We start from the raw sequence: 26,072 nt of genomic DNA on the forward strand, positions 1-26,072 counted from the left end.
CCGTGCTGGCCCACGGGCGCGCAGACGGGCCGGTCGCCGGCGTCGTCGCTGACGACTCAGCAAAGCACCGGCGCGAGCACGTCCTCGTAGCGGTCGAGCGGTGGATCGGTGTCGCTGAGCAGGCGGAACAGGGCGGCCCGGACCATCGCCTGGCGGGCGGCTCCGCCGGCCCAGTCACGAAGGCGGGCGGCAGGTGCCCCCAGCCACATCGCCGCGTCGAGGATGCAGACCGCCTCGGCCCAGCGCGGCGGGCGCCAGGCGGGCGAGACATCGAGGATCACCGGAGCGCCGGCCGCGTCGAGCAGCACGTTGCCCGCGAGATCGGCGTGGACGAGCTGGTCGGGGCCGAGCGGGGTGTCGTCGCGCAGGTCCGCGAGGCGGCCTACGAGGTCGGCGCCGGAGGGCAGGCCGTCGAACGCCGCCCGCTCGGCCTGCGCCCACCGGTCCTCGCGGCGGGACAGGCTCTCGGGTCTCGACGGCACCGCGTCGGCGAGCTCGGCGTGCAGCAGCCGACCGGACGCGACCAGCACGTCGAGCTCGGAGCACGACGTGGTGCCCGGCTCCCAGCGACTGGCTCCCCAGCCATCGACGACCCACTCGCCGTCGCGCGCCGGGACGGGCATCGCGATGCGCAGGCCACGCTGCGACCGGCCCGGCCGCTCGTCGAGGCGCACCGCCAGACGCGCCAGCACCGGGTTGAGCCACGCGCACACGGCAGCGTCGCGGCCGGGGGAGAGGACCAGGTCGCCGGCCCGGACGCTTGCGCCCTGCCCACCCGGCAACGGCTGCACGTCACCGGGCACGGCGAAGAGGTCGAGGACGCGCTCGGAAGGCAGCACGCCGACACCCTAGGAGGTGAGGCATCCCCTAGGCTCGGCGCCGTGACCCGCTCGATCCCGACCCGCGCCGACTACGTCCGATGGGAGCGGGTCACCACCCGCTGGGCCGACATCGACGTCTACGGGCACATGAACAACGCCCGCTACTTCGAGCTGATCGACACCGTCGTCAACAACCACCTGGCCGAGGCCATCGGGGTCGACATCCGGGAGCTGCCGGCGATCGGTGTGGTGGCCGAGGTCTCCTGCCGCTACTTCGCCGAGGTCGGCTACCCCGAGCCCGTCGACCTCGGGGTGGTCGTCGACAAGGTCGGCACGTCCAGCGTCGTCTACCGGGTGGGCCTGTTCCAGGGTGAGGGTGAGGAGGCGGCCGCCGAGGGCCGGTTCGTGCACGTGTACGTCGACAACACCGACCCGGCCCGCCCGGTCACGCCGATGCCGGACGTGGTCCGGGCCGCGGTCGAGCCGCTGCTGCGCGGCTGAGCCACCCCTGCCCCTTCGTACCCCCCGGGGCGTCGTACCCCCGTGACCTCGGCCACCGGGCCGGGAAGCCCGGGCCGGGTGCCGCACGCCGCGCTGGTGGCGTGTGGGACCGTGGAATTCGGGGTACGCCGAACCCGACCCACCTTCCCCGGAGGACACCTCATGCTGCTGATCGCCCTCGTGATGCTCGCCATCGTCGTCCTCGCCGTCCTGGTGGTGACGTTCGCGGCCTTCCCGCACCGGGGCGAGGAGGTGCCGGCGGCGCCGTGGCTCGGGGAGGCCATGACCAAGGCGGCCGACGCCCTCCCGACCATCGAGAACGTGGACGGGACGGCCTCCGAGGAGACCCCGCGCCGGGGCGCCGAGCGGCCGGCCGCCGCCCGGAAGGACACCGGCCCGGTGTTCTGACCGCCTCTGGTTGGATTGCGCCCATGGACCTCCTGTACCTCATCGCCCTCATCGCGGTCGTCGCGGTGCTCGCCATCGGCGCGGGTGTCGGGCTGCTCGTTCGGGGCGGCCGCAAGCAGCCCCCCGCCCCCACGGGCGGCACCGACGTCATCGCGCCGCCGCCCACCGAGGTGGAGGCCCCGGCCGAGACGGCCCCCGCGGTCGAGGTGCCCGAGGCGCCCGTCCTGGAGAAGCCGGAGGGCACCGCCTCCCGGCTGGTCCGGCTCCGGCAGCGTCTCGCCGGCTCGCAGGGTGGGCTGGGCCGCGGCCTGCTGTCCCTGCTCTCGCGCGACCGCCTCGACGAGGACACTTGGGAGGCGATCGAGGACGTCCTGCTGACCGCGGACGTCGGGGTCGCCCCCACCCAGGAGCTCGTCGAGAAGCTGCGCACCCGACTGCGGGTCGAGGGCGGGCAGACCGTGGACGCCCGGACCGTGCTCCGTGAGGAGCTGATCGCCCTGGTCGACCCCGACATGGACCGCCGGCTCCAGGTCAGCGGGGCGGACGGCACCCCCGGTGTCGTCCTCGTCGTCGGGGTGAACGGCACCGGCAAGACCACGACGGTCGGCAAGATCGCCCGGATCCTGGTCGCCGAGGACCGCAGCGTCGTGCTCGGCGCGGCGGACACCTTCCGCGCGGCCGCGGTCGAGCAGCTGGCGACCTGGGGCGAGCGGGTCGGGGTCGACGTGGTGCGCGGTCCCGAGGGCACCGACCCCGCCAGCGTCGCCTTCGAGTCGGTGAAGGAGGGGATCGACACCAAGGCCGACACGGTCATCGTCGACACGGCCGGGCGCCTGCAGAACAAGGCCGGCCTGATGGACGAGCTCGGCAAGGTCAAGCGGGTCATCGAGAAGCAGGCACCGGTCACCGAGGTCCTCCTCGTGCTCGACGCCACCACAGGCCAGAACGGCATGATCCAGGCCCGCGTCTTCAGCGAGGTCGTCAACGTGACCGGGATCGTGCTGACCAAGCTCGACGGCTCCGCCAAGGGCGGCATCGTCGTCGCCGTCCAGCGTGAGCTGGGCGTACCGGTCAAGCTCGTCGGCCTCGGCGAGGGCGCCGACGACCTCGCGCCGTTCGACGCCGCCGCCTTCGTGGACGCGCTGCTCGGGGGCTCCTGAGCAGCGAGCGGTCCCGAGCTGAACCACGCCCACGACGGGCCCCGCGCACGGCGCGGGGCCCGTCGTCGTTCACACCGAAGTAACACAACCCCGGAACTCGTTTCCTGGCCGCAACACGCGGCGGCGTACGTCGAAACCTGCGCCCCCGAAGGTTTCGGGCAATGGGGCGGGAGCCCTGGCCGACAGCGCGGTCGGCGGTCGAGATCACGGGCTCGGCGGGAGTGCTCCGTCCTCGAAGGATCGAAACCCTTGGAGGTTCTGTGGACGGCTACTACGCCTGGATGCTGATGGCGACCTCGCTCGTCCTGATGATGACCACGCCTGCGCTGGCGCTCTTCTACGGCGGCATGAGCGGGTCGAAGTCGGTGCTGAACATGATGATGATGTCCTTCTCCGCCATGGGCGTGATCGGCATCGTCTACGTGCTGTGGGGCTGGTCGATGTCGTTCGCCGGTGGCGACGTCGCGACCCTGTTCGCCAACCCCTTCGACGCCTTCGGGCTCGACGGCGTGGACTGGGGCAGCTACATCGCGGTGGGATTCCAGATGACGTTCGCGGTCATCACGGCGGCCCTGATCAGCGGCGCCATCGCCGGCCGCGTGAAGTTCTCGGCCTGGATGGTGTTCCTGCCGATCTGGATCACGCTGTCGTACTTCCCGCTGGCCCACATGGTGTGGGGCGGCGGCTTCCTCTCCGGCGCCAACCCCGACGGCCTGTCGGCGAGGCTGTTCGGCTTCGCGGACGGTGTCGCCAACATCGTGCCGCAGGACTACGCCGGCGGCACGGTCGTCCACATCAACGCCGGCATGGCGGGCCTGGTGCTCGTGCTGCTCATCGGCAAGCGGCTCGGCTTCGGCACCGAGCCGATGCGGCCGCACAACCTGACGCTGACCATGGTCGGCGCGGGCCTGCTGTGGTTCGGCTGGTTCGGCTTCAACGTCGGCTCGATCGTGTTCCTCGCCGGCGACGGCGGCGCCAAGGACACCGCCCAGTTCATGACCGAGACCGGCGTGACGTGGATGAACACGACGCTGGCCACCTGCGCCGCCATGCTGGCCTGGCTGGCGGTGGAGCGGGTCATGCACGGCAAGGCGACCTCGCTCGGCGCGGCCTCCGGCATCGTCGCGGGCCTCGTGGCCATCACGCCCGCGTGCGGCGCGGTCGACGTGTACGGCGCCCTGCTCGTCGGCGTGGCCGCCGGTGCGCTGTGCGCCTGGGCGGTCGGGCTGAAGTACAAGCTCGGGTACGACGACTCGCTCGACGTGGTGGGCGTGCACCTGGTGGGCGGCATCGTCGGCACGGTGCTCATCGGCCTCGTGTCGACCGCCTCCGCCCCCGGTGGCGTCGACGGGCTGCTCTACGGCGGCGGCCTGAAGCCGCTGGTCATCCAGGTCCTCACCGCCCTGTTCGCCATCGTGTGGTCCGGCTTCTGGACGCTGCTCGTCGGCCTGGCCATCAAGGCGACGATCGGCTGGCGGCTCAGCGAGGAGGACGAGGTCGAGGGCATCGACTTCACCGAGCACGGCGAGTCGGCGTACGACCTCTTCGGTCCCGGCGGCGCCCGCCGCCCCGGCTCGGTCCTGGCGACCGGCACGGTCAAGGAGTCGACGGTCACGGAAGGAGCACCGGCATGAAGCTGGTCACCGCGGTCATCAAGCCGCACAAGTGGGAGGACGTCCGCGAGGCCCTCGAGACCTTCGGCGTGACGGGCATGACCGTCAGCGAGGTCAGCGGCTACGGCCGCCAGAAGGGCCACACCGAGGTCTACCGGGGAGCCGAGTACGACATCGCGCTGGTCCCGAAGATCCGGATCGAGATCGTCGTGGACGACGGCGACGCCGAGGACGTGGTCGGCATCGTCGTCAAGACCGCCCAGACGGGCCGGATCGGGGACGGCAAGGTGTGGGTCAGCCCCATCGAGACCGTCGTCCGGGTCCGCACCGGCGACCGCGACGAGGCGGCCCTCTGAGGACAACCACCCCATGTGACGCGGTGTCCACGCCCCTACCGCGGTGCCGCAGCACCGCACCAGAGCCGTGGGCACCGCGTTGCATGCGCCGCCCCTCCGACTCGTTAACGCGACCGAAACAAATCCGGCGGGCGTCCGTAACAGGCTCTGGCGAGGCTGGGCGCCCATGACCGCCCTCGCCGCTGCCGCGCCCGCCGCCCTCGACACCGGTGACACCGCCTGGCTCCTGGCAGCCTCGGCCCTCGTGCTGCTGATGGCCCCGGGCCTGGCCCTCTTCTACGGCGGCATGGTCCGCTCCAAGAGCGTGCTGAACATGATGATGATGACCTTCGGGTCGCTCGCGGTCATCACCGTGCTGTGGGTCCTGGTCGGCTACTCGCTGGCCTTCGGTGACGACCTCGGTGGCGGCCTTCTCGGCGACCCGGCGCAGTACGCCGGCCTCGGGCAGCTGATGTCGCCCGACAGCAACGGTGACTCGACCGTCCCGCTCATCCTGTTCGCCGTGTTCCAGGGCCTCTTCTGCGTCATCACCGGCGCGCTGGTGTCCGGCGCGATCGCGGACCGGGCGCGGTTCGGCGCCTGGCTGGTCTTCGTCGCCGTCTGGACGCTGCTCGTCTACGCGCCGGTGGCGCACTGGGTCTTCGACTTCTCCTCCGGTGACCACGTCGGCGGCTGGCTGGCCAACCGGGTCGGCCTGGTGGACTTCGCCGGCGGCACGGCGGTGGAGATCTGCTCGGGCGGCTCGGCGCTGGCCCTCGCGCTCGTGCTGGGCCACCGGGTCGGCTTCGGCAAGGACCCGATGCGCCCGCACAATCTGACCCTCGTGATGCTCGGCGCCGGGCTGCTGTGGTTCGGCTGGTTCGGCTTCAACGCCGGCTCCGCGCTCGGCGCCGACCAGGCCGCCGCCGTGGTGTTCACCACCACCCTGGTCGCCGGCGCGGCGGGCGCGCTGGGCTGGCTGGTGCTCGAACGGCTCCGCGACGGCCACGCCACCTCGCTGGGCGCCGCCTCGGGCATGGTCGCGGGCCTCGTCGCGATCACCCCGTCCTGCGGCTCGCTCTCCCCGGTCGGCGCGATCGTGATGGGCGCGGCCGCGGGCGTCGTGTGCGCCTGGGCCGTCGGCCTGAAGTACCGGTTCGGGTACGACGACTCCCTCGACGTGGTCGGCGTGCACCTGGTCGGGGGACTGGTCGGCACCTTCGGCATCGGGCTCCTGGCGACGGCCGCTGCCCCCACCGGCGTCGACGGGCTGCTGTACGGCGGTGGGGTCGACCAGCTCGGTCGCCAGCTGCTGGGCGGCGGCGTGGTCCTGGTCTACGCCTTCGTCGTCTCCGGCATCATCGGCATCGTCGTGGACAAGCTCCTCGGTTTCCGGATCGACGAGGAGCACGAGGTCAGCGGCATCGACCTGGTCGTGCACGCCGAGACCGCCTACGACCTGCACGCCACCGCCGGGGCCCGCTCGGCGGGACACGGGATCCTGGGTCCCTTCACCCAGCAGCGAGAGGAACCACGTCCATGAAGCTGGTCACCGCCGTCATCAAGCCGCACAAGTGGGAGGACACCCGCGCCGCCCTCGAGACCGTCGGGGTCACCGGCATGACGGTCAGCGAGGTGAGCGGCTACGGCCGCCAGAAGGGGCACACCGAGGTCTACCGCGGCGCGGAGTACGACATCGCGCTGGTCCCGAAGATCCGGGTCGAGATCGTCGTCAACGACGAGGACGCCGACGCGGTGGTGGACGCCATCGTCACCAGCGCGGCCACCGGGCGCATCGGTGACGGCAAGGTCTGGGTCGCCCCCATCGAGTCGGTCGTGCGCGTCCGCACCGGCGACCGCGACGACGCCGCGATCTGACCGGTCGCCGTGACCGCCCCCGAGCGCGCCGAGCGCACCGCCGCGGCCGACGCGCTGTGCGCGGCGGCGTACGAGCAGTGCGGCGGCCCGGACACCGGGGTGGCGCTGGTCGCCGTCGGGGGGTACGGCCGCTCGGAGCTGGCACCGCACTCGGACCTCGACCTGGTGCTGGTCTCCGACGAGGGGGTCGGGCTGGGTGAGGTCGCCGAGCGGGTGTGGTACCCGCTGTGGGACTCGGGCTCCAAGATCGACCACTCGGTGCGGACCCTGCCGGAGATGGTGGCCGCGGCCGGGGGAGACCTGCGGGTGGCCCTGGGGCTGCTCGACCTGCGCCACCTCGCCGGCGACCCGAACCTCACCCTGCGGCTGCGGACCACGATGCTCGCCCACTGGCGGCGCCAGGCCCGCGACCAGCTGCCGGCGCTGCGCGAGCTGGTCCGGGCCCGGCACGCGCTGGTGGGGGAGCTGGCCCACCTCTCGGTGCCGGACCTCAAGGAGGCCGAGGGAGGGCTGCGGGACGCCACCGTGCTCAAGGCCCTGGTGGCCACCTGGCTGGTGGACGTGCCGCACGCCGACCTGGAGCGCACCCGCCTGGCCCTGCTCGACGTCCGCGACGTGGTCCAGGCGCTCGCCGGGCGCGCCGCCGACCGGGTCGGTCCCGAGATGTGGCCCGAGCTCGCCGCGGGCCTCGACCTGCCGGACGCACGCGCGGCGCAGGTGCACGTGCGCGAGCTCGGCCGCCGGATCACGCACCTGTCGCGGCTCACGTGGCGGCGCGTGGACGGCGTGCTCTCGCGCCCGGCGACGCGCGGCGCGCGGCGCCCCGCGCTGACCCCGCTCGCACCCGGCGTCGCCCTGTCGTCGGGGGAGGTGGTCCTCGACGGACGGGCGCGGCCGGCCGAGGACCCGGTGCTGCTGCTGCGGGCCTGCGCCGCCGCGGCCGAGAACGACGCCCTCCTGGCGCCGCCGACCGCGGCCCGACTGGTCCGCGAGTCCCCACCGCTGCCGGACCCCTGGCCCGCCGAGGCGCGCCGGCTGCTGGTGCGGCTGCTCGCGTCCGGTCGCGGGCTGCTGCCGGTCTGGGAGACGCTGGAGGAGACCGGTGCGCTGGCCCTGGTGCTGCCCGAGTGGGAGCGGATCCGGCTGCTCCCGCACGCCTCGGCGATCCACCGGTACACCGTCGACCGGCACGTCGTGGAGACCTGCATCGAGGCCTCCGCGCTGATCCGCAGCGTCGCCCGGCCCGACGTCCTCATGGTGGCGGCGCTGCTCCACGACATCGGCAAGGGCGACCTGACCGAGCACAGCGTCGCCGGGGAGCCGATCGCCCGCGCGATCGCGACCCGGATGGGCTTCGACACCGAGGCCGTGGACCTGATCGGCACGCTGGCCCGGCGCCACCTCCTCCTCGCCGAGACCGCCACCACGCGGGACCCCGACGACCCCGCGACCGTCGACCTCGTGGCGGCCGGCGTGGGCAGTGCCGAGGCCCTGTCGCTGCTGACCGCGCTGACCGAGGCCGACGCCCGGGCCACCTCGGCCAAGGCCTGGACACGGTGGCGGGCCGGGCTGGTCCGCGACCTCGCCCGGCGCGCGGCGGCCGCGCTCGACGCCGGGGCCAGCCCGCCGAGGGTGGTCGCCGACGACGTCGCGATCCCTCCGGAGGTGCTCCGCGGGGCGGCCTCGGTCACCGTCGACGCGGTGCCTGACGGGTCGCGGGTCACCGTGGTCGCGCCGGACCGGATCGGCCTGCTCGCCGACGCGGCGGCCGTCCTCGCGCTCCAGCGGATCCCGGTGCGGGCGGCCCGCGCCTGGGCGCAGGACGGCTACGGCCTCTCCGTGTGGGAGGTCGCCGGGGAGCACCTCGACGCCGCCGTGCTCCGCCAGCGGTACGACGCCGTGGTCGAGGGTCGGCTCGATCCCGCCGGCCGGCTGCGTCCCGCCGACGTCGACACGCTCGCGCCCACGGTCGCCGTACGCCCCGAGGCCTCCGCGCACGCGACCGTGCTCGAGGTCCGCGCGGCCGACCGGCCCGGGGTCGTCTACCTCGTCTGCGCGGTGCTGGCCCGGCTCGGCATCGCCGTCCGCTCCGCCCACGTCGACACCCTCGGTCCGCAGGCGGTGGACGTGTTCTACCTCCAGGAGGACTCGGCCGGAGTGCTCGGCGACGCCCGGGCCGCCGAGGCCGCCCATGCCGTGCGCGCCGCACTCTCGGGCGACGCCGGTTAGGCTTGACCCTCGACTGGCCGCCACCCGGCCGACGTACGACTGACGAGGACCGACTTGTTCGCCACACTCTCCGACCGGCTCGCCGACACCTTCAAGAACCTCCGCGGCAAGGGCCGGCTGTCCGACGCCGACATCGACGCGACCGCCCGGGAGATCCGGATCGCGCTGCTCGAGGCCGACGTCGCCCTGCCCGTGGTCAAGGAGTTCGTCGGCGCGGTCAAGGAGCGGGCCCGCGGCGAGGAGGTCAGCCAGGCCCTCAACCCGGCCCAGCAGATCGTCAAGATCGTCAACGAGGAGCTCGTCAACATCCTCGGCGGCGAGACCCGCCGGCTGCGGTACGCCAAGAGCGGCCCCACCGTCATCATGCTCGCCGGCCTCCAGGGTGCCGGCAAGACGACGCTCGCGGCCAAGCTGGCGCTGTGGCTCAAGGAGCAGGGCAAGACCCCGATGCTGGTCGCCTGCGACCTCCAGCGCCCCAACGCCGTCAAGCAGCTCGAGGTCAACGGCGAGCGCGTGGGCGTCCCCGTCTTCGCCCCCGAGCCCGGCAACGGGGTGGGGGACCCGGTCGGCGTCGCCCGGGCGTCGATCGACGAGGCGAAGCGCAAGCTGCACGACGTGGTCATCGTCGACACCGCCGGCCGCCTCGGCATCGACTCCGAGATGATGCAGCAGGCTGCCGACATCCGGGACGCCGTCCAGCCCGACGAGGTCCTCTTCGTCGTCGACGCGATGATCGGCCAGGACGCCGTGGTCACGGCGCAGGCCTTCCTCGAGGGCGTCGGGTACGACGGCGTGGTCCTCACCAAGCTCGACGGTGACGCCCGCGGTGGCGCGGCGCTCTCCATCGCCTCGCTCACCGGCAAGCCGGTCATGTTCGCCTCCGCCGGTGAGAAGATGACCGACTTCGACCTCTTCCACCCGGACCGGATGGCCTCGCGCATCCTGGACATGGGTGACGTGATGACCCTGATCGAGCAGGCGGAGAAGGCCTTCGACCAGGAGCAGGCGGCGAAGGCGGCGGCGAAGCTGACCGGCCAGGGTGGCGAGTTCACCCTCGACGACTTCCTCGAGCAGATGCAGCAGGTCCGCAAGCTCGGCTCGATGTCGAAGATCATGGGGATGCTGCCCGGGATGGGGCAGTTCCGCGAGCAGCTCGAGAACTTCGACGAGCGCGAGATCGACCGGATCCAGGCGATCATCCAGTCGATGACCCCGGCCGAGCGGGCCAACCCCAAGATGATCGACGGCTCCCGCCGGGCCCGGATCGCCAAGGGCTCGGGCCGCCAGGTCTCCGACGTGAACAGCCTCGTCGACCGGTTCTTCGAGGCCCGCAAGATGATGATGTCGATGGCCCGCGGTGGCGGCATGCCGGGGATGCCCGGGATGCCGGGTATGCCGGGGGTGGGCGGCAAGCGCGGGAAGACCAAGGCCCAGCCCAAGAAGGGCAAGGGCGCCAAGCGCTCCGGCAACCCGGCCAAGGCCGCCCAGCAGGCCGCCGCGGAGAAGGAGAAGGCCGCCTCCGGTGGCAACCCGTTCGGTGCGCCCGCCGGCGAGGACGTCGACTACGAGAAGGCCGCCGCCGCGCTCGACCTGCCCAAGGACTTCTCCAAGTTCCTGAAGTGATGAGCCGCCCAGCCGTGCACGAGCGGAGCGAGTGCACGGCGTGGGGGCGGCCAGGTCGAGCAGGCGACGCGACCGAGGAACGAGGTCGCGCGAGCGCGTCGAGACCCGGTGAGCCGAAGAGCAACCTGATGGACCTGATGGAGGGCGGCCACTGATGCCCACAGTCCTCGTCGTCGACGCCGCCAACGTGGTGGGCAGCCGGCCGGACGGCTGGTGGAAGGACCGGGCCGGCGCCGCGCGCCGGCTGCACGAGGGCCTCGCGGTGGCGGACACGCCGTACGACGAGGTGGTGCTGGTCCTCGAGGGTGCCGCGAAGGGCGGGGTGCGCCCGGGCCGCGACGGCCACCTGCGCACCGTGCACGCGCCACGCAGCGGCGACGACACGATCGTCGCCGAGGCCCGCGCGGCCGCGGAGCGCGGCGACCGGGTCACGGTCGTCACCGCCGACCGGATGCTGCAGGCCCGGGTGCAGGGGCTCGGCGCGATCGCGCTCGGCCCGTCGTGGCTGCTCGACCAGCTGGACTGAGCCCGCGGTAGCGTCCGGGCATGACTGCCTCCACGCCTGCCCTGAGGTTCAGCGGACCGGTCCTGCCCGACGGTGAGCCCCGGGACCTCTACGTCGTCGACGGGCGGGTCACCTACGAGCCCGTCGCGAGCGCCGAGGACGGCGGCCGCGGCTGGATCGTGCCCGGCCTGGTGGACGCGCACTGCCACGTGGGGCTCGACAACCACGGCGCGGTCGACGAGGCCACCACCGAGCAGCAGGCGATCACCGACCGGGACGCCGGCGCGCTGCTGCTGCGCGACTGCGGGTCGGCCGCGGACACCGCGTGGGTGCACGACCGGGAGGACCTGCCCCGGCTGATCCGGGCCGGCCGGCACATCGCGCGGACCAAGCGCTACATCCGCAACTACGCCCACGAGGTCGAGCCCGCCGAGCTGGCGTCGTACGTCGCGCAGGAGGCGCAGCGCGGCGACGGCTGGGTCAAGCTGGTCGGGGACTGGATCTCCCGGGAGGAGGGCGACCTGGCGCCGTCGTTCCCCGAGGAGGCCTTCGCCGAGGCGATCGCCACCGCCCACGAGCACGGCGCCCGGGTGACCGCGCACTGCTTCGGCACCACCGTGCTGCCCGAGCTGATCCACGCCGGCATCGACTGCATCGAGCACGGCACCGGGCTGACCACCGACCTCATCGACACCATGGTCGAGCGCGGCACCGCGCTGGTGCCGACGGTCGTGCAGCTCAACAACTTCCCCGACTACGCCGACGCCGGCGAGGCGAGGTTCCCGGCGTACGCCGCCACCATGCGTGACCTCCACGCGCACCGCCGCGAGACGATCATGTCCGCCTACGAGGCCGGGGTGGCGATCTACGCCGGCACCGACGCCGGGGGAGTCCTCCCGCACGGCGGGATCGCGGGCGAGGTGCTGGAGCTGGCGGCCTACGGCTTCAGGCCCGAGGACGCCCTCGGCGCGGCCTCCTGGCGGGCCCGCGCGTGGCTCGGCTGGAACGCCACCCTCGAGGAGGGCGCCCCCGCCGACTTCGTCGTGCTCGACCGGAACCCGCTCGAGGACCTCTCGGTCCTGCGCACCCCGTCGCGGGTCGTGCTCCGGGGGCGCGTCGTCGCCTGAGCCCGCCCGGGGAGGTCATCCGGGCTGGTCGCGGGCGCGACGTGACCGGATGACGTCGGCGGCCGGACCCCTGTCGGATCAGACGCGGCAGACGTCGCCCGGGTGCCGCGCGGCGCGACGCTCGGCGGCGTCCGCCGACACGGCGCAGGCAGGTGCCACGGTGACGAAGCCGCGGTACCCGTCACAGACCAGGGTGGCGCCGGCGCTGAGCGCGAGCCGCTCGGCCGCGTCAGCGGACAGCGCACAGGCACGGGACGCGCTCGCGCTCGCCGCGCCCGGTGTCGCGACGAGCAGGGTCGCCGCCAGCGTGACGGCGGTCCCGACGGCCGCCGCGCGGCCCGTGACGGGGTGGCTGGGTCGGGCCATGACGTCCTCCTCGGGCAGCGAGCCGCGAAAGGCTCTCGTCCGACGGTCCGGCCCCGCGGTATCAGGCGGGTACAACCGCCCGACCTCGCCGCCGGGACGTCATCCGCTCCGGTTGTCCGGGCGACGACCTCGTACGACGTTGCGCGGCCTCCGGGGCGCGCCGTTCGCGAACCTCACGCCCGTCACGATCAGGACGACCAGTCCGACCGCACCGAGCAGGAGCGGCGCCAGGATGGTCGCGAGGATCCCCCCGATGAAGCTGCCGATCTCCGGGGCGGGCCCGATCTGGGCGGGGCCGCCGGTCGGCGCGCAGATCACGCGCAGGTCGCCCGAGCCGGGGTCGAACCGCCGGTCGCCGACCCACTCCCCGCTCCCGGCGGACTTTGTGAAGCTGCCGGTCACGGGGGAGTAGGACACCTCCCGGCCGGTCGCCGCGTCGACGATCGAGCAGTCAGCGGCGTCGTACTCGTGCACCCACAGCATCCGGTCGCCGTCGGTCCCGATCGAGACGGCGTGCTGCCGCCCGTCGGCCGGGATCGTCGCGTCGGTCTCGAGGAAGCCCCGGAGCGTCCAGACGAACATCCCGATCCCGATCGCCAGCCCCGCGAGGACGATCCCGCCGCCGAGCACGAACCACCAGCCGCTGGGCCGCGGCTTCCGCGGCGGCGGTGGCGGGACGGGGCCGCCGTACGGCGGGGGTGGCGGAGCGCCGTACGGTGGCGGCGGGTACTGGCTCATGGCCTCACCCTGCCCGATTTCGGCGGGATGGACCCGATCTGGCAGAATCACCCGCTGAGTCCTGTGCGCCCGGACCCTCTCATCCGGACGCCGCAGTGCCCACGAGGAACCCGAACCAGTGTCCCCACTCAGGTTCGCGGGCCCCTCACCACACACCAGTCGTCAAGGAGACACCACCAACGTGTCGGTCAAGATCCGTTTGAAGCGCCTCGGCAAGGTCCGGGTGCCGCAGTACCGCATCGTCATCGTCGACTCGCGCAAGAAGCGTGACGGTCGCGTGATCGAGGAGATCGGCAAGTACCACCCCAAGGAGGACCCGTCGTACATCGACGTCGTCTCCGACCGGGCGCAGTACTGGCTCGGTGTCGGCGCGCAGCCGTCCGAGGCCGTCGAGGCCATCCTCAAGGTCACCGGTGACTGGCAGAAGTTCAAGGGCCTGCCGGGCACCGAGGGCACCCTGAAGACCGCCGAGGCGAAGCGCGACAAGCTCGAGATCTTCAACGAGGCGCTCAAGGAGGCCGCGAGCGAGCCCAAGGGCGGCGCCGTGACCAAGAAGGCCGCCTCGAAGAAGGCCGAGAAGCCCGCCGAGGACGCCCCGGCCGAGGTGCCCGCCTCGGAGACCCCGGAGGGTGCGGCCGCCGAGGCCGAGGCCGCCGAGAAGGTCACCGCCGAGGACGCCGGCAAGAGCGAGGCCTGAGCATGATGCTCGCCGAGGCGCTCGAGCACCTGGTGCGCGGCGTGGTCGAGCACCCGGACGACGTGAGCGTCCGGGACAAGCAGCTGCGACGCGGCTCGATCCTCGAGGTCCGGGTGCACCCCGACGACCTCGGCAAGGTGATCGGCCGCGGTGGCCGCACCGCGACCGCGTTCCGCACGGTGATCTCCGCGCTGGCCGGTCGTGGCGGGGCCCGGGTCGACTTCGTGGACGTCGACCGCCGCCGCTGAGCCTCATCGGTGGTCGAGCCTGGCGAGACCACCGCACGCAACGCGATCGAATGGGTGCCGCCCCCGGGTGGCACCCATTCGTGGTTCCCAGATCAGGAAGGCAACCGTGGCCCGCACAAGCTCGACCGATGACGGCTTGAACGGCGGCGGCTCGATCGAGGTCGTGGTCGGCCGGATCGGCAAGCCGCACGGCGTCCGCGGCGAGGTGACCCTCGACGTGCGCACCGACGAGCCCGAGCGCCGGTTCGTCACCGGTGCGGTGCTCCGGGCGGAGCCGCCGCGCGGGTCGGCCACCGCCCTGTCGTCGGTGACCGTGGCCCGGGCCCGCTGGCACCAGACCACGCTGCTGGTCACCTTCGAGGAGATCGGCGACCGCAACGCCGCCGAGGCCGCCCGCGGCCTGGTGCTGCACGCGACGATCCCCGCCGACGAGTCACCCGAGGACCCCGACGAGTTCTACGACCACCAGCTGGTCGGGCTCGCGGCGTACGACCTCGACGGCGCCGCGCTGGGCGAGGTGAGCGGGCTCGTGCACGGTGGCGCCCAGGACCTGCTCACGATCCGCACCCCCGACGGCCGCGACGCGCTGGTGCCGTTCGTCAAGGCGCTGGTGCCCGAGGTCGACCTCGTCGCCCGCCGCGTCGTGGTCGCCGACCGGCCCGGCCTGGTGACGCCGCTGCCCGAGGACGAGTAGCCCCGTGCAGATCGACGTCGTCACCATCTTCCCCGACTACCTCGCGCCGCTGGAGCTGTCGCTGGCCGGCAAGGCGCGGGACAAGGGGCTGCTCGACATCCGCGTGCACGACCTGCGCGGCTGGACGCACGACCGCCACCGCACGGTCGACGACACGCCGTACGGCGGTGGCGCCGGCATGGTGATGAAGCCCGAGCCCTGGGGCGAGGCGCTCGACGACCTCGGGCTCGACGGGGCGACGCTGGTCGTCACGACCCCCTCCGGCGAGCCGTTCACGCAGGCGCTCGCCCGGGAGCTGGCGACCCGCGAGCGGCTGGTCTTCGCGTGCGGCCGCTACGAGGGGATCGACCAGCGGGTGCTCGACGAGGCCCGCACCCGCACCGAGGTGCGCGAGATCTCGATCGGCGACTACGTGCTCAACGGGGGCGAGGTGGCCGCGCTGGCCATCACCGAGGCCGTGGTCCGGCTGCTCCCGGGCTTCATGGGCAACCCGGAGTCGCTGGCCGAGGAGTCCCACGAGGACGGCCTGCTGGAGTACCCCGTGTACACCAAGCCCGTGTCCTGGCGGGGGCACGACGTGCCCCCGGTGCTGCTCTCGGGCGACCACGCCGCGATCCGGGCGTGGCGCCACGAGCAGGCGGTACGCCGGACCGCCGAGCGCCGTCCCGACCTCGCCCACCCCTCGGTGCTGCTCGACGACGTCGAGGTGCGGCTGGTCCAGCCCGGCGACGCGGGGGAGCTGTTCACCCTGCAGCGGGCCTGCTGGGTGCAGGAGCAGCAGGACAACCCCGGCGTGGAGATCCCGGCCCTCCACGAGACGCTCGAGGACCTGCGCGACTGGATCGCCCGCGACACCGTGCTGGTGGCCCGGTCCGCCGGCCGCCTGGTCGGTGCGGTGCGAGCCCGCCTGGACGGGGGCGCCTGGGAGATCGGACGGCTGATGGTCGCCCCCGACCTCCAGGGTCGCGGCCTGGGCCGGGTGCTGCTGCAGCGCATCGAGGCCGCCGCGCCGCCCCACGTCACGGCGTACGCCCTCGTCACCGGCACCGGCAGCCTGCGCAACCAGAAGCTGTACAAGAAGGCCGGCTACCGGGCCCGCGGCGAGGTCGAGCCGGGCGTGGTCCGGTTGACCAAGAACGTCGGGAAGCGATAGTCGGATTACCGGCGCCGGACCGGGCTGTGGCAAACTTGCGCCTCGGCCAGTCGGCCAAACAGGGATCGCCCCGAGGACACGTTCCGATCGGGGGGTCCGCGTCGGTTCCTGCCGCAGGGGGAGCATGACGCCGCCGGCCACCACGACGGGCCCACAACAGAACGTTCCCCGTACCGCGGCTGACCTGTGGCACTCGCGAGGAGAGACAATGAGCAACGTCATTGCCGAGCTCGGCAACTCGATCAAGCGCGACGACGTCCCCGCCTTCCGCGCCGGTGACACCGTCAAGGTCCACGTCAAGGTCGTCGAGGGCAACCGCTCCCGCGTCCAGATCTTCCAGGGCGTCGTGATCCGCGTGCAGGGCTCCGGCGTCGGCCGCAGCTTCACCGTCCGCAAGGTCTCCTTCGGCGTCGGTGTCGAGCGCACCTTCCCGATCAACTCCCCGATCTTCGAGCAGATCGAGGTCGTCACCCGCGGTGACGTCCGCCGCGCCAAGCTCTACTACCTGCGCAACCTGCGCGGCAAGAAGGCCAAGATCAAGGAGCGCCGGGAGGCCTGAGCGAGTCCCAGCCAACCGCTCTATACGCTCTGCGCGTGACTTCCGAAGACCGCGACTCCACATCCGTCGTCGAACCAGACGGCGAGGGGTCGCGGTCTTCGCGTTCCCGCAAGAAGAAGAAGAAGCACCTGCCGGTCTGGCAGGAGACGATCCTGCTGCTCGGCATCGCGCTGGTGCTGGCGATCGTCATCAAGGCGCTGTTCGTGCAGGCCTTCTACATCCCCTCGGAGTCGATGGAGCCCGGGCTGGTCAACAACGACCGGATCCTGGTCCAGAAGGTCTCCTACTGGTTCGGCGGCAGCCCCGAGCGCGGCGACGTGGTGGTCTTCAAGGACCCCGGCGACTGGCTCAGCCCCACGGAGAAGACCGGCCCGCAGAGCGGCGTCACCGAGCTGATGGCCAAGATCGGCCTCTACCCCTCCGGCGGGCATCTCGTGAAGCGCGTCATCGGGGTCGAGGGCGACGTCATCAAGTGCTGCGACAAGCAGGGCCGCATCACGGTCAACGGCCAGCCCCTCGACGAGGACTCCTTCGTCAAGGAGAAGGGGATCGACTGCGACGGCCCGATGATCGGCGACTGCTCCCGGAACTCCTGGACCGCCGGCCCGGTGCCGAAGGGGCACATCTTCGTGATGGGCGACAACCGGGGACACTCGGCCGACTCCACGGTCCACATGTGCCAGAACAACCAGACCGACTGCGTCCCGGGGGACGAGTACGTCCCGGTGGACCTGGTGGTCGGCAAGGTGTTCGTGCTGCTCTGGCCCAGTGACCACTTCCGCTGGATCCAGCGTCCCGACACCTTCGCGGACGTGCCCGACGCCTCCTGAGGTCCGCTGGTCGCCGTGAGTGCACTTCCCCGAGGGTCCACGGTCCGGCGTGACGCCGGGCTGTACGGCTACGAGCGCGCGCTGCGCCGGCACGGCATCGAGCCGATCGCCGGGGTCGACGAGGCCGGCCGCGGTGCCTGCGCCGGGCCGCTGGTGGCCGGTGCAGCGATCCTCCCTGCGGGCAAGGCCGGGATCATCCCCGGGCTCGCCGACTCCAAGCTCCTGACCGAGAAGGCGCGCGAGCGCTGCTACCAGCAGGTGATGAAGCGAGCGCTGTCGTGGTCGGTGGTGGTCATCGGGCCCGACGAGTGCGACCGGCTTGGCATGCACGTGGCGAACGTCGAGGCGCTGCGGCGCGCCGTCGCGCTGCTGGACGTCGCACCGCAGTACGTCCTCACCGACGGGTTCCCCGTCGACGGCCTGGGGGTGCCCGGGCTCGCGGTGTGGAAGGGCGACCGGGTCGTGGCCTGCATCGCGGCGGCGTCCGTGCTCGCCAAGGTGACCCGGGACCGGATCATGTGCGAGCTCGACGCCGACTGGCCGGCGTACGACTTCAAGACCCACAAGGGCTACATCACCGACGTGCACGCGGCCGCGCTCAGCGAGCACGGTCCGTCGCCGGTGCACCGGATGCGGTTCGTGAACGTCCGCCGCGCCGCCGGGATCGAGCCGGCGGTGCCGGGGGTCGAGGTGCCCGAGGAGTCACCGGTCGGCTGACCGCGGTTGGTCGTCCCCGGCACGGGGGCCACGCCACCCGCCACGACGCCGCCGGCATCCTCGGTGACCCGTCTACGATGCGAGTCGGGGTGGAACACCGCCCCGGAACCGCCGCTGGCCGCACGCGACCGAGGAGAGCTGATGAGTGCCGAGGATCTCGAGAAGTACGAGACCGAGATGGAGCTCACCCTCTACCGCGAGTACCGCGACGTCGTCTCGATCTTCAAGTACGTCGTGGAGACCGACCGCCGGTTCTACCTGTGCAACCAGGTGGACGTGAAGGCGCGCACCGAGGCCGGCGAGGTCTTCTTCGAGGTCTCGATGAGCGACGCCTGGGTGTGGGACATGTACCGGCCGGCGCGCTTCGCCAAGAACGTCAAGGTGCTGACCTTCAAGGACGTCAACGTGGAGGAGCTCAGCCCCGCCGACATCGACCCGTCGAAGGCCTGAGCCCGCCGGACTCCCGCTGACCGGGCCACGAGTCGTGCACAGCCCGGCATCCTGTCCCCGCCGTCCACAGCCCCGCCCCCGCCGTACCGGCGCCGTCCCCGCTCCCGGCGACGCTGGGCGCAGGAGGTCGGATGATGACGGGATCGGCAACGGCAGCGAGCAGGCAGGCGCTGGGGGCGTACGGCGAGCGGCTCGCGGAGCGCCATCTGTGCGCCCAGGGACTGGTCGTCCTCGACCGCAACTGGCGCTGCGACGAGGGTGAGATCGACCTCGTGCTGCGAGACGGCGACGTCCTCGTGGTGTGCGAGGTGAAGACGCGCAGCGGGGTCGGCTGCGGGACGCCGCACGAGGCGGTCACCGAGGTCAAGCTCGACCGGTTGCGGCGGCTCGCCGAGCGCTGGGCGGGCGCCCACGACCTGAGGCCCGCGGAGGTGCGCATCGACCTGGTGGCCGTCCTCCGGCCGCTCCGCGGACCCTCGGACCTCGAGCACGTCCGGGGGCTCGCCTGATGCCGTTCGCGACGGCCCACACGGTGTCCCTGCACGGGGCATTGGGCCACCTCATCGACGTGCAGACCGACGTGTCGCCGGGCCAGGTCGGCCTCACCCTCGTCGGGCGGCCCGACCCGTCCCTCAACGAGGCCCGGGACCGGTGCCGGATGGCGGTCCTCAACAGTCGGCTGGAGTGGCCGTCGACCCGGAGGATCACGGTGCTGCTGTCCCCGGCAGACCTCGTCAAGCGCGGCACTCACTTCGACCTCGCCGTCGCGGTGTCCATCCTGGCGGCCGCCGGCACCGTCCCGCCGCGGGCCCTCGCCGGGACCGCGTTCATCGGCGAGCTCACCCTCGACGGGGGGCTGCGCTCGGTGCCCGGCGTGCTTCCGATGGTGCTGGCAGCCGCGGAGCGGGGCGTGGGCCGGGTGTTCGTGCCGGAGCCCCAGGCCCGCGAGGCGACCATGGTGCCCGGGATGACCGTGATCGGGATGCGCTCCCTGGGCCAGGTGGTCGCCGAGCTGCGTGGCGAGGAGGTGCCCGAGGCGGCTCCGGTGGCGCCGATGTCGGGCAGCCGGTTGCTGTCCTGGCGGGGGTCGGAGCGCCGCGACGAGCTCGACCTGTCCCACCTGAGGGGCATGGCCGACGCCCGGTACGCCGTCGAGGTCGCCGCCGCCGGCGGGCACCACCTGATGCTCTCGGGGCCCAAGGGGTCGGGCAAGACCAGCCTCGCCGAGCGGATCCCGGGCATCCTGCCGGACCTCACCCCGGAGGAGTCGCTGGAGCTCACCGCGATCCACTCGCTGGCGGGGGCGCTGGAGCCTGGCGACGGGATGCTGGTCCGGCCGCCCTGGTGCGCCCCGCACCACGACGCGAGCAAGGCCAGCCTGCTCGGCGGCGGTCTCGGACAGGTCCGTCCCGGCGAGCTCAGCCGCGCCCACGCCGGGGTGCTCTTCCTCGACGAGTTCCCGCTCTTCCGCACCGACGTCATCGACGCGCTGCGCCAGCCCCTCGAGAGCGGTGAGGTGACGGTCGCGCGACGCGACGAGTCGGTGACGCTGCCCGCGCGCGGCATGCTCGTGCTGGCGTGCAACCCCTGCCCCTGCGGGGAGTTCGCGCCCCAGGTCGGCCAGAACCAGTGCCAGTGCCGGGAGGTGCAGCGCCGGGACTACCGGGCGCGGATCAACGGCCCCGTCGCCGACCGCATCGACATCCTGCGACACCTGACCCCGATCCGGCCGCACGACGGGGACCACCTGTTCGACCCGCCGGAGACGAGCGCCGCGGTGCGCGCGCGGGTCGAGGAGGCGCGGCTCCGCCAGGCGGAGCGGTACGCCGGCACCAGCTGGCGGCTCAACGGCCAGGCGCCGGGGCCGATGCTGCGCGAGCACTGGCCCCTCGAGCGGGCCGGGCAGGGCCTGGTCGACGACGCTGCCTACGCCGGCCGGCTCACCCAGCGGGGCGCCGCCCGGGTGCACCGGGTGGCCTGGACCGTCGCCGACCTGCGCGGCCTACGGCAGCCCGGAGCGGACGAGGTCACGGTGGCGCTACAGCTGAGGACCGGGGAGCCGCTCCTGCTGTCGGCGCTGGAGAGGCGCGCCGGATGAGCCCGGCCGACGACGACCGTCTGGCGCGCGCGGCGCTCTCCCGGGTCACGGAGCCCGGCGACCTGCGGATCGCCCGGCTGGTCGACGAGCTGGGGGCCGAGACCCTCTACGGCGCGCTCCGGCTGGAGCGCGCCCTCGAGGGGGTGCTGACCGACGTGGCGGCGAGGCTGGTGGCCGTCGACCCCGTGCGAGAGCTGGAGCAGGCCGCGCGTCTCGGCGTCCGCTTCGTGGTCCCCGGCGACCCGGAGTGGCCGCACCAGCTCGACGCCCTCGCCGGCGCCGAGCCGGTGCAGGAGCGCGGCGGCGTGCCCGTCGGGCTGTGGGTGCGCGGACCCCTGCGCCTCGACGAGCTCGACCGTTCGGTCGCGGTGGTGGGGTCGCGGTCCGCGACGACCTACGGGGCCGGCATCGCGGCCGACGTCGCAGCGGGCACCGCGCGGGCAGGCTTCGTCCTCGTCTCGGGGGCCGCCTTCGGGATCGACCAGGCAGCGCACCGCGGCGCGGTGGCGGCCGGCGGGCGGAGCGTCGCGGTCCTGGCGTGCGGCGCCGACCGCGTCTACCCCGCCGCGCACCGGGCCCTGATCGACCATCTCGCCGCCGAGGGAGCGGTGGTCTCCGAGACGCCGCCCGGTGGTGCGCCGACCAGGCTGCGCTTCCTGTCCCGCAACCGGATCATCGCGGCGCTGGTCCGGGGGACCGTCGTCGTGGAGGCGGCGGTGCGCAGCGGGGCGCTCAACACGGCGAACTGGTGCACCCGGGTGAACCGTCCCCTCATGGGAGTGCCCGGACCGGTCACCAGCGCGCCCTCCCAGGGCGTGCACCAGCTGATCCGGGTGGGCGCCGCCACGCTCGTCACCTCTGGCGACGACGTGCTCGAGCTGCTCGGCGACGCGGGGGAGCACCTCGTGGACGAGCCCCGGGGGAGGACCCGGCCCAGGGACCGGCTCACGGTGCGCCACCAGCAGGTGCTCGACGCGGTGCCGGCCGAGCGGTGCGCGGGGACCGACTCCATCGCCCGCGCGGCCGGCATCGGGCTGCGGGAGGTGCAGACCGCCCTCGACCGGCTCGCGCGCGACGGCCTCGTCGAGCGCGTCGAGGGCGGGTGGCGGCTCGCCGCGATGGCACACACCTGACGGCGCCCGGGCTCCTACACTGGCCGTGTGACGGAGGAGGCTGTCGAGGCCGGTGGTGCCGGAGCCGACGAGCTCCCGGAGCCGATGGCCCGGGTGCTCGGCGAGTACGAGCGGCACCTCGTCTCCGAGCGCGACCTCACCCACCACAGCGTGCGCGCCTACGTCGCGGACATCGCAGGCCTGCTCGACCACGCCGCCCGGCTCGGGCACACGGATGTCGCAGGTCTCGACCTGCGCACGCTGCGCAGCTGGTTGGCCAAGCAGCAGACCCTGGGCCGTTCCCGGACCACCCTGGCCCGACGAGCCACCGCCGCTCGGGTGTTCACGGCGTGGCTCGCGCGCACCGGCCGGGCGCCGGTGGACGCGGGTGCCAGCCTCGGGTCGCCCAAGGCCCACCACAACCTGCCCGCGGTCCTGCGGGTCGACGAGGCGGACGAGCTGATCCGCGCCGCAGCGGAGATCGCCGACGACGGCAGCCCGGTGGGGCTGCGCGACGTCGCCATGCTCGAGCTGCTCTACGCCACCGGCATCCGGGTGGGGGAGCTGGTCGGGCTCGACGTGGACGACATCGACCGGGACCGGTTCGTCGTGCGTGTCTTCGGCAAGGGGCGCAAGGAGCGGTCGGTGCCGTTCGGCCGGCCGGCCGCGCGGGCGCTCGACTTCTGGCTCAAGCAGGGGCGACCCCGGCTGGTGGTCGAGGGCTCGGGGTCCGCGCTGTTCCTCGGGGCGCGTGGACGCCGCATCGACCAGCGCGCGGTGCGCACGCTGGTCCACCGGCGGATCGCCGAGGTCCCCGGAGCGCCCGACATCGGCCCGCACGGTCTTCGGCACACCGCCGCCACCCACCTCCTCGAGGGGGGCGCGGACCTGCGCTCGGTCCAGGAGCTGCTCGGGCACGCCTCACTGGCGACGACGCAGCTCTACACCCACGTGACCACCGACCGGCTCCGGAAGGCCTACCAGCAGGCACACCCGCGCGCCTGACGACGACGCGCCAGCGGACTCGTCGATGGTGGTCGAGCAAGCCGAGCGGCTGAGGAACGAAGTCGCGTCCGGCGTGTCGAGACCCGGTGAGTGACCCTGAGCGAGTGACTCAGGACGTCAGTCCGCGGCCAGGAGCAGCTCGACCAGCGGCCGCCACCCGGCGTAGGGAGACCTCGGCCGCGGCAGCGGGCTGGGCACCTCGTCCGGGAGGGCGTCGACCGGCACCTGGCGCCACAGCGGCAGCAGTCGCACCGGACCTGCGCCCACGAGTCCCAGCGGGTCCAGGTAGGTCGTTCCGCGCAGCCAGCCCCAGTGCAGGCAGGCCCGCGGGAAGCAGTGCGAGCCGGGCAGCTGCAGGACCCCGATCCGGTCGCCGGCAGCCACCGCGTCGCCCACGGCAACCTCGGCGCGCACCGGCTCGTAGGTGGTGCGGGTGTCGCCGTGGTCGACCACGACCACACCGCGCCCCGCGATCGAGCCGGCGAAGGAGACGGTGCCCGCCAGCGCCGTGCGCACCGGCCGGCCCACGGCGCCGAGCAGATCCACGCCCCGGTGCCCGGCGCCCCAGGTCGAGGAGGGCGGGTCGAAGCCGGCGACGACCTCGGGCACCGGCTCCAGCGGCCACACGCCCACCGGATCCGGTGGCTCCTGAGGAGGCGAGGGACGAGCCGTCTCGAAGGGCTCCCCGGGCGCGCCGGGCGCCGCGCCGGCACCGGACAGGGCCAGCGCGGCGCCCAGGACGACGACGAGGGCGAGCCCGGGGAGCCGGGTGCGGCGGGCTGTGCAGGAGGGGGTGCCGGGGCGCATGCCGGCAGCCTGCCCGGGGCGGAGGCCCGCCACGCGGCGTACCGTCCGGGCTGGGGAGGAACGGGGCGTCGGGAGCCGCTGTGCAGGGTTGCCGGCCCGTCTCCTCGCTGATTGGCCGACCACCGCAGCCGTCGACTACTCTGGTCGCAGCAATCCTTGCGGATTGACTTCGCACGCTCGCTGACCGCGACGGAGCCTGACTTCTGGACTCCGGTCACCCGTGGGCGAGTCCCTCAGTCCTCTCCGGCGACGGAGCGGGTCGGGCCTCGTGCGAGCGTCAGGGCAACCGACACCCGTCGGGTGCAGCAACTGAAAACAAACGCAGAGCCCGTCGCCGGCTCGTCCTGATTGAAGGGCGGGCACACGGCGGCGCGCTCACCACACAGGAGATTCACATGGCAGTCGTGACCATGCGCCAGCTTCTCGAGAGCGGCGTGCACTTCGGACACCAGACCCGTCGCTGGAACCCGAAGATGAAGCGCTTCATCATGACCGAGCGCAACGGCATCTACATCATCGACCTGCAGCAGTCGCTGGCCTACATCGACCGCTCGTACGCCTTCATCAAGGAGACCGTCGCCAAGGGCGGCACCGTGATGTTCGTGGGCACCAAGAAGCAGGCCCAGGAGGCGATCGCCGAGCAGGCGACCCGCGTCGGCATGCCCTACGTCAACCAGCGCTGGCTGGGCGGCATGCTCACCAACTTCCAGACCGTGCACCAGCGGATCAACCGCCTCAAGGAGCTCGACGAGATCGACTTCGACGACGTGGCCGGGAGCAGCCGCACCAAGAAGGAGCTGCTCCAGATGCGCCGCGAGCGCGACAAGCTGAACAAGTCGCTCGGCGGTATCCGCGAGATGAGCCGCACCCCCGCGGCCGTGTGGATCGTGGACACCAACAAGGAGCACCTCGCCGTCGAGGAGGCGCGCAAGCTGCGCATCCCGATCATCGGCATCCTCGACTCCAACTGCGACCCGGACCTGGTCGACTTCCCGATCCCGGGCAACGACGACGCGATCCGCGCCGTCGGCCTGCTGACCCGCGTGGTCGCCGACGCCGTCGCCGAGGGCCTCATCGCCCGCTCCGGTGGCAAGTCCGGCGCCGAGACCGCTGAGGTCGGCGCCGAGGAGCCGCTGGCCGAGTGGGAGCGCGAGCTGCTGGGTGGCGACGCCGAGAAGGCCGCCGTCGAGGCGACCGGTGGCGACGCCGCCGAGAAGACCCCCGCGTCCGAGGCCACCGGCGCCTCGTCCGAGGGGGCCGAGTCCGCCGCGCCCGCGGAGGCCGCCGAGGCTGCTGCGCCCGCCGAGGCCACCGAGGCTGCTGCGCCCGCCGAGGCCACCGAGGCTGCCGCCCCGGCCTCCGACGAGGCCAAGGCCTGACGGTTCCACGGCTCGCCGTCGTGCGCCCGGCCCCGGCCCGGCGTGCGACGGCGCCCGTGCACCGCCCCACTCACAGACACGTCTAGGGAAGAAGGACCATGGCGAACATCTCCGCCGCCGACGTCAAGAAGCTCCGTGAGCTCACCGGCGCCGGCATGATGGACTGCAAGAAGGCGCTCACCGAGGCCGACGGCGACTTCGAGAAGGCCGCCGAGCTCATCCGCATCAAGCTCGGCAAGAAGATGCAGGAGCGCGGTGCGGAGCGCGAGGCCTCGGCCGGCCTGGTCGCCACCTCCGGTGGCGCGCTGGTCGAGCTCAAGTGCGAGACCGACTTCGTGGCCAAGGGTGACGACTTCGTCGCCGCGGCCCAGCAGATCGTCGACGCGGCCGCCGAGGCCAAGGCCGGCGACGCCGAGGCGCTCAAGGCCGTCCAGCTCGGTGACAAGACCGTCGGCGAGGTCGTCGAGAACCTCGCGATGACCATCGGCGAGAAGATCGAGCTCGGTCGCGTCGCCTACTTCGACGGCCCGGTCGTCGCCTACATGCACAAGCGTGCCGCGGACCTGCCGCCGGCCGTCGGCGTGCTGGTCGAGTACGACGGCAACGAGGACGCCGCCAAGGGTGCCGCCATGCAGGTCGCCGCCATGCGTCCGCAGTACCTCACGCGCGACGAGGTCCCCGCGGACGTCGTCGCCAAGGAGCGCGAGATCGCCGAGGCCACCTCGCGCGAGGAGGGCAAGCCCGAGCAGGCGATCGCCAAGATCACCGAGGGTCGCCTCAACGGCTTCTTCAAGGACGTCGTGCTGCTCGAGCAGCCGTCGGTCACCGAGAACAAGAAGACCGTCAAGGCGGTCCTCGACGAGGCCGGCACCAGCCTGACGCGGTTCGCCCGGTTCGAGGTCGGAGCCTGATCCGCAGCGCTTGATGCAATAGATTGGCGCCAGTCGTGGATGAGGAGGCCGGTTCGATGACAGAGACCCTGATCATCGGACCGGCCTCCTCGCACGCCAGCCCCCGAC

General features: G+C 73.0%; 29 protein-coding genes. 25 read left to right on the forward strand and 4 right to left on the reverse strand.

Going from position 1 to position 26,072, the window contains the following annotated elements:
- Positions 1 to 56 precede the first annotated feature (56 nt).
- Entirely contained in the window at positions 57 to 839 is a 783-nt protein-coding gene (locus ABD268_RS12560; protein ID WP_344152355.1) for a hypothetical protein, read from the reverse strand.
- A 42-nt stretch (positions 840 to 881) separates the two neighbouring features.
- On the opposite strand from ABD268_RS12560, the gene ABD268_RS12565 reads away from it, so the two are divergent.
- The 11 genes from ABD268_RS12565 to ABD268_RS12615 all read left to right on the forward strand — a co-directional run bounded on the left by ABD268_RS12565 (position 882) and on the right by ABD268_RS12615 (position 12,200).
- Positions 882 to 1,322: an acyl-CoA thioesterase gene (locus ABD268_RS12565; protein WP_344152358.1), complete on the forward strand. Its 441-nt coding sequence runs from the start codon at positions 882 to 884 to the stop codon at positions 1,320 to 1,322.
- 162 nt (positions 1,323 to 1,484) lie between these two features.
- Complete coding sequence (locus ABD268_RS12570; protein ID WP_344152360.1) at positions 1,485 to 1,730, forward strand: hypothetical protein; 246 nt, start codon at positions 1,485 to 1,487, stop codon at positions 1,728 to 1,730.
- Between the two features lie 23 nt (positions 1,731 to 1,753).
- Entirely contained in the window at positions 1,754 to 2,890 is a 1,137-nt protein-coding gene (gene ftsY, locus ABD268_RS12575) for a signal recognition particle-docking protein FtsY (protein WP_344152363.1), read from the forward strand.
- 260 nt (positions 2,891 to 3,150) lie between these two features.
- Positions 3,151 to 4,524, forward strand: a complete 1,374-nt coding sequence (locus ABD268_RS12580; RefSeq protein WP_344152366.1) for an ammonium transporter — start codon at positions 3,151 to 3,153, stop codon at positions 4,522 to 4,524.
- Complete coding sequence (locus ABD268_RS12585) at positions 4,521 to 4,859, forward strand: P-II family nitrogen regulator (protein ID WP_125038818.1); 339 nt, start codon at positions 4,521 to 4,523, stop codon at positions 4,857 to 4,859. The genes ABD268_RS12580 and ABD268_RS12585 overlap by 4 nt, the downstream gene beginning before the upstream one ends.
- Positions 4,860 to 5,025: 166 nt before the next feature.
- Positions 5,026 to 6,381 (forward strand): ammonium transporter, encoded by a 1,356-nt coding sequence (locus tag ABD268_RS12590; RefSeq protein WP_344152371.1) that lies wholly within the window; start codon positions 5,026 to 5,028, stop codon positions 6,379 to 6,381.
- The gene (locus ABD268_RS12595) at positions 6,378 to 6,716 is read left to right on the forward strand and encodes a P-II family nitrogen regulator (RefSeq protein ID WP_344152374.1); all 339 of its coding nucleotides are present in this window, start codon (positions 6,378 to 6,380) and stop codon (positions 6,714 to 6,716) included. The genes ABD268_RS12590 and ABD268_RS12595 overlap by 4 nt, the downstream gene beginning before the upstream one ends.
- Positions 6,717 to 6,725: 9 nt before the next feature.
- Entirely contained in the window at positions 6,726 to 8,945 is a 2,220-nt protein-coding gene (locus ABD268_RS12600) for a [protein-PII] uridylyltransferase (RefSeq protein ID WP_344152377.1), read from the forward strand.
- A 54-nt stretch (positions 8,946 to 8,999) separates the two neighbouring features.
- A complete protein-coding gene (gene ffh, locus ABD268_RS12605) occupies positions 9,000 to 10,568 on the forward strand; it encodes a signal recognition particle protein (protein WP_344152379.1) in 1,569 nt (522 codons plus the stop codon).
- A 154-nt stretch (positions 10,569 to 10,722) separates the two neighbouring features.
- A complete protein-coding gene (locus ABD268_RS12610) occupies positions 10,723 to 11,094 on the forward strand; it encodes a hypothetical protein (protein WP_344152382.1) in 372 nt (123 codons plus the stop codon).
- Between the two features lie 20 nt (positions 11,095 to 11,114).
- Entirely contained in the window at positions 11,115 to 12,200 is a 1,086-nt protein-coding gene (locus tag ABD268_RS12615; RefSeq protein WP_344152384.1) for an amidohydrolase family protein, read from the forward strand.
- 78 nt (positions 12,201 to 12,278) lie between these two features.
- Here ABD268_RS12615 and ABD268_RS12620 read toward each other — a convergent pair whose 3' ends face one another.
- Together ABD268_RS12620 and ABD268_RS12625 are read right to left on the reverse strand one after the other, a co-directional pair.
- Positions 12,279 to 12,566, reverse strand: coding sequence for a hypothetical protein (locus ABD268_RS12620; RefSeq protein ID WP_344152387.1), 288 nt, complete (start codon positions 12,564 to 12,566; stop codon positions 12,279 to 12,281).
- Positions 12,567 to 12,665: 99 nt separating this feature from the next.
- A complete protein-coding gene (locus tag ABD268_RS12625) occupies positions 12,666 to 13,304 on the reverse strand; it encodes a hypothetical protein (RefSeq protein WP_344152390.1) in 639 nt (212 codons plus the stop codon).
- 181 nt (positions 13,305 to 13,485) lie between these two features.
- Between ABD268_RS12625 and rpsP the strand changes: the two genes are divergently transcribed.
- The 12 genes from rpsP (at position 13,486) to ABD268_RS12685 (ending at position 22,867) form a co-directional block, all read left to right on the forward strand.
- Entirely contained in the window at positions 13,486 to 14,001 is a 516-nt protein-coding gene (rpsP, locus tag ABD268_RS12630) for a 30S ribosomal protein S16 (RefSeq protein WP_344152393.1), read from the forward strand.
- 5 nt (positions 14,002 to 14,006) lie between these two features.
- Positions 14,007 to 14,249, forward strand: coding sequence for an RNA-binding protein (locus ABD268_RS12635; RefSeq protein ID WP_182539448.1), 243 nt, complete (start codon positions 14,007 to 14,009; stop codon positions 14,247 to 14,249).
- Between the two features lie 106 nt (positions 14,250 to 14,355).
- Entirely contained in the window at positions 14,356 to 14,943 is a 588-nt protein-coding gene (gene rimM, locus ABD268_RS12640) for a ribosome maturation factor RimM (protein ID WP_344152396.1), read from the forward strand.
- A gap of 4 nt (positions 14,944 to 14,947) precedes the next feature.
- The gene (gene trmD / locus ABD268_RS12645; RefSeq protein WP_344152399.1) at positions 14,948 to 16,096 is read left to right on the forward strand and encodes a tRNA (guanosine(37)-N1)-methyltransferase TrmD; all 1,149 of its coding nucleotides are present in this window, start codon (positions 14,948 to 14,950) and stop codon (positions 16,094 to 16,096) included.
- 208 nt (positions 16,097 to 16,304) lie between these two features.
- On the forward strand, positions 16,305 to 16,655 hold the full coding sequence (gene rplS / locus ABD268_RS12650; RefSeq protein WP_344152402.1) for a 50S ribosomal protein L19: 351 nt from the start codon (positions 16,305 to 16,307) through the stop codon (positions 16,653 to 16,655).
- Between the two features lie 35 nt (positions 16,656 to 16,690).
- Positions 16,691 to 17,485: a signal peptidase I gene (gene lepB / locus ABD268_RS12655; RefSeq protein WP_344152405.1), complete on the forward strand. Its 795-nt coding sequence runs from the start codon at positions 16,691 to 16,693 to the stop codon at positions 17,483 to 17,485.
- A gap of 15 nt (positions 17,486 to 17,500) precedes the next feature.
- Positions 17,501 to 18,202 (forward strand): ribonuclease HII, encoded by a 702-nt coding sequence (locus ABD268_RS12660; protein ID WP_344152408.1) that lies wholly within the window; start codon positions 17,501 to 17,503, stop codon positions 18,200 to 18,202.
- Between the two features lie 141 nt (positions 18,203 to 18,343).
- Positions 18,344 to 18,652, forward strand: a complete 309-nt coding sequence (locus ABD268_RS12665; RefSeq protein ID WP_344152411.1) for a DUF2469 domain-containing protein — start codon at positions 18,344 to 18,346, stop codon at positions 18,650 to 18,652.
- A gap of 134 nt (positions 18,653 to 18,786) precedes the next feature.
- Positions 18,787 to 19,161 carry a YraN family protein gene (locus ABD268_RS12670; RefSeq protein WP_344152414.1) on the forward strand — a complete coding sequence of 125 codons (375 nt, stop codon included), beginning with the start codon at positions 18,787 to 18,789 and terminating at the stop codon, positions 19,159 to 19,161.
- A complete protein-coding gene (locus tag ABD268_RS12675; protein ID WP_344152417.1) occupies positions 19,161 to 20,750 on the forward strand; it encodes a YifB family Mg chelatase-like AAA ATPase in 1,590 nt (529 codons plus the stop codon). Before ABD268_RS12670 ends, ABD268_RS12675 begins: the two co-directional genes overlap by 1 nt.
- Positions 20,747 to 21,883: a DNA-processing protein DprA gene (dprA, locus tag ABD268_RS12680; protein ID WP_344152420.1), complete on the forward strand. Its 1,137-nt coding sequence runs from the start codon at positions 20,747 to 20,749 to the stop codon at positions 21,881 to 21,883. The genes ABD268_RS12675 and dprA overlap by 4 nt, the downstream gene beginning before the upstream one ends.
- Positions 21,884 to 21,967: 84 nt before the next feature.
- Positions 21,968 to 22,867 carry a tyrosine recombinase XerC gene (locus ABD268_RS12685; protein ID WP_344152861.1) on the forward strand — a complete coding sequence of 300 codons (900 nt, stop codon included), beginning with the start codon at positions 21,968 to 21,970 and terminating at the stop codon, positions 22,865 to 22,867.
- A 117-nt stretch (positions 22,868 to 22,984) separates the two neighbouring features.
- Here ABD268_RS12685 and ABD268_RS12690 read toward each other — a convergent pair whose 3' ends face one another.
- Complete coding sequence (locus ABD268_RS12690) at positions 22,985 to 23,674, reverse strand: M23 family metallopeptidase (RefSeq protein WP_344152423.1); 690 nt, start codon at positions 23,672 to 23,674, stop codon at positions 22,985 to 22,987.
- 395 nt (positions 23,675 to 24,069) lie between these two features.
- On the opposite strand from ABD268_RS12690, the gene rpsB reads away from it, so the two are divergent.
- The gene (gene rpsB / locus ABD268_RS12695; protein WP_344152426.1) at positions 24,070 to 25,053 is read left to right on the forward strand and encodes a 30S ribosomal protein S2; all 984 of its coding nucleotides are present in this window, start codon (positions 24,070 to 24,072) and stop codon (positions 25,051 to 25,053) included.
- A gap of 98 nt (positions 25,054 to 25,151) precedes the next feature.
- Positions 25,152 to 25,964: a translation elongation factor Ts gene (tsf, locus tag ABD268_RS12700; protein WP_344152429.1), complete on the forward strand. Its 813-nt coding sequence runs from the start codon at positions 25,152 to 25,154 to the stop codon at positions 25,962 to 25,964.
- The last annotated feature ends 108 nt before the right edge of the window (positions 25,965 to 26,072 follow it).

It is taken from the genome of Nocardioides koreensis (assembly GCF_039531775.1).
Classification (GTDB): Bacteria; Actinomycetota; Actinomycetes; order Propionibacteriales; family Nocardioidaceae; genus Nocardioides; species Nocardioides koreensis.

Bases quoted from the DNA above. Each gene is read 5' to 3' on its own strand.
- ABD268_RS12685 (WP_344152861.1), top strand. From the start codon at position 21,968: ATGGCCCGGGTGCTCGGCGAGTACGAGCGGCACCTCGTCTCCGAGCGC.
- ABD268_RS12585 (WP_125038818.1), top strand. From the start codon at position 4,521: ATGAAGCTGGTCACCGCGGTCATCAAGCCGCACAAGTGGGAGGACGTC.
- ABD268_RS12595 (WP_344152374.1), top strand. From the start codon at position 6,378: ATGAAGCTGGTCACCGCCGTCATCAAGCCGCACAAGTGGGAGGACACC.
- ABD268_RS12625 (WP_344152390.1), bottom strand. From the start codon at position 13,304: ATGAGCCAGTACCCGCCGCCACCGTACGGCGCTCCGCCACCCCCGCCG.
- ABD268_RS12610 (WP_344152382.1), top strand. From the start codon at position 10,723: ATGCCCACAGTCCTCGTCGTCGACGCCGCCAACGTGGTGGGCAGCCGG.
- ABD268_RS12590 (WP_344152371.1), top strand. From the start codon at position 5,026: ATGACCGCCCTCGCCGCTGCCGCGCCCGCCGCCCTCGACACCGGTGAC.
- ABD268_RS12615 (WP_344152384.1), top strand. From the start codon at position 11,115: ATGACTGCCTCCACGCCTGCCCTGAGGTTCAGCGGACCGGTCCTGCCC.
- tsf (WP_344152429.1), top strand. From the start codon at position 25,152: ATGGCGAACATCTCCGCCGCCGACGTCAAGAAGCTCCGTGAGCTCACC.
- ftsY (WP_344152363.1), top strand. From the start codon at position 1,754: ATGGACCTCCTGTACCTCATCGCCCTCATCGCGGTCGTCGCGGTGCTC.
- ABD268_RS12635 (WP_182539448.1), top strand. From the start codon at position 14,007: ATGCTCGCCGAGGCGCTCGAGCACCTGGTGCGCGGCGTGGTCGAGCAC.
- ABD268_RS12665 (WP_344152411.1), top strand. From the start codon at position 18,344: ATGAGTGCCGAGGATCTCGAGAAGTACGAGACCGAGATGGAGCTCACC.
- ABD268_RS12670 (WP_344152414.1), top strand. From the start codon at position 18,787: ATGACGGGATCGGCAACGGCAGCGAGCAGGCAGGCGCTGGGGGCGTAC.
- rplS (WP_344152402.1), top strand. From the start codon at position 16,305: ATGAGCAACGTCATTGCCGAGCTCGGCAACTCGATCAAGCGCGACGAC.
- ABD268_RS12675 (WP_344152417.1), top strand. From the start codon at position 19,161: ATGCCGTTCGCGACGGCCCACACGGTGTCCCTGCACGGGGCATTGGGC.
- rpsB (WP_344152426.1), top strand. From the start codon at position 24,070: ATGGCAGTCGTGACCATGCGCCAGCTTCTCGAGAGCGGCGTGCACTTC.
- ABD268_RS12570 (WP_344152360.1), top strand. From the start codon at position 1,485: ATGCTGCTGATCGCCCTCGTGATGCTCGCCATCGTCGTCCTCGCCGTC.
- dprA (WP_344152420.1), top strand. From the start codon at position 20,747: ATGAGCCCGGCCGACGACGACCGTCTGGCGCGCGCGGCGCTCTCCCGG.
- ABD268_RS12690 (WP_344152423.1), bottom strand. From the start codon at position 23,674: ATGCGCCCCGGCACCCCCTCCTGCACAGCCCGCCGCACCCGGCTCCCC.
- ABD268_RS12620 (WP_344152387.1), bottom strand. From the start codon at position 12,566: ATGGCCCGACCCAGCCACCCCGTCACGGGCCGCGCGGCGGCCGTCGGG.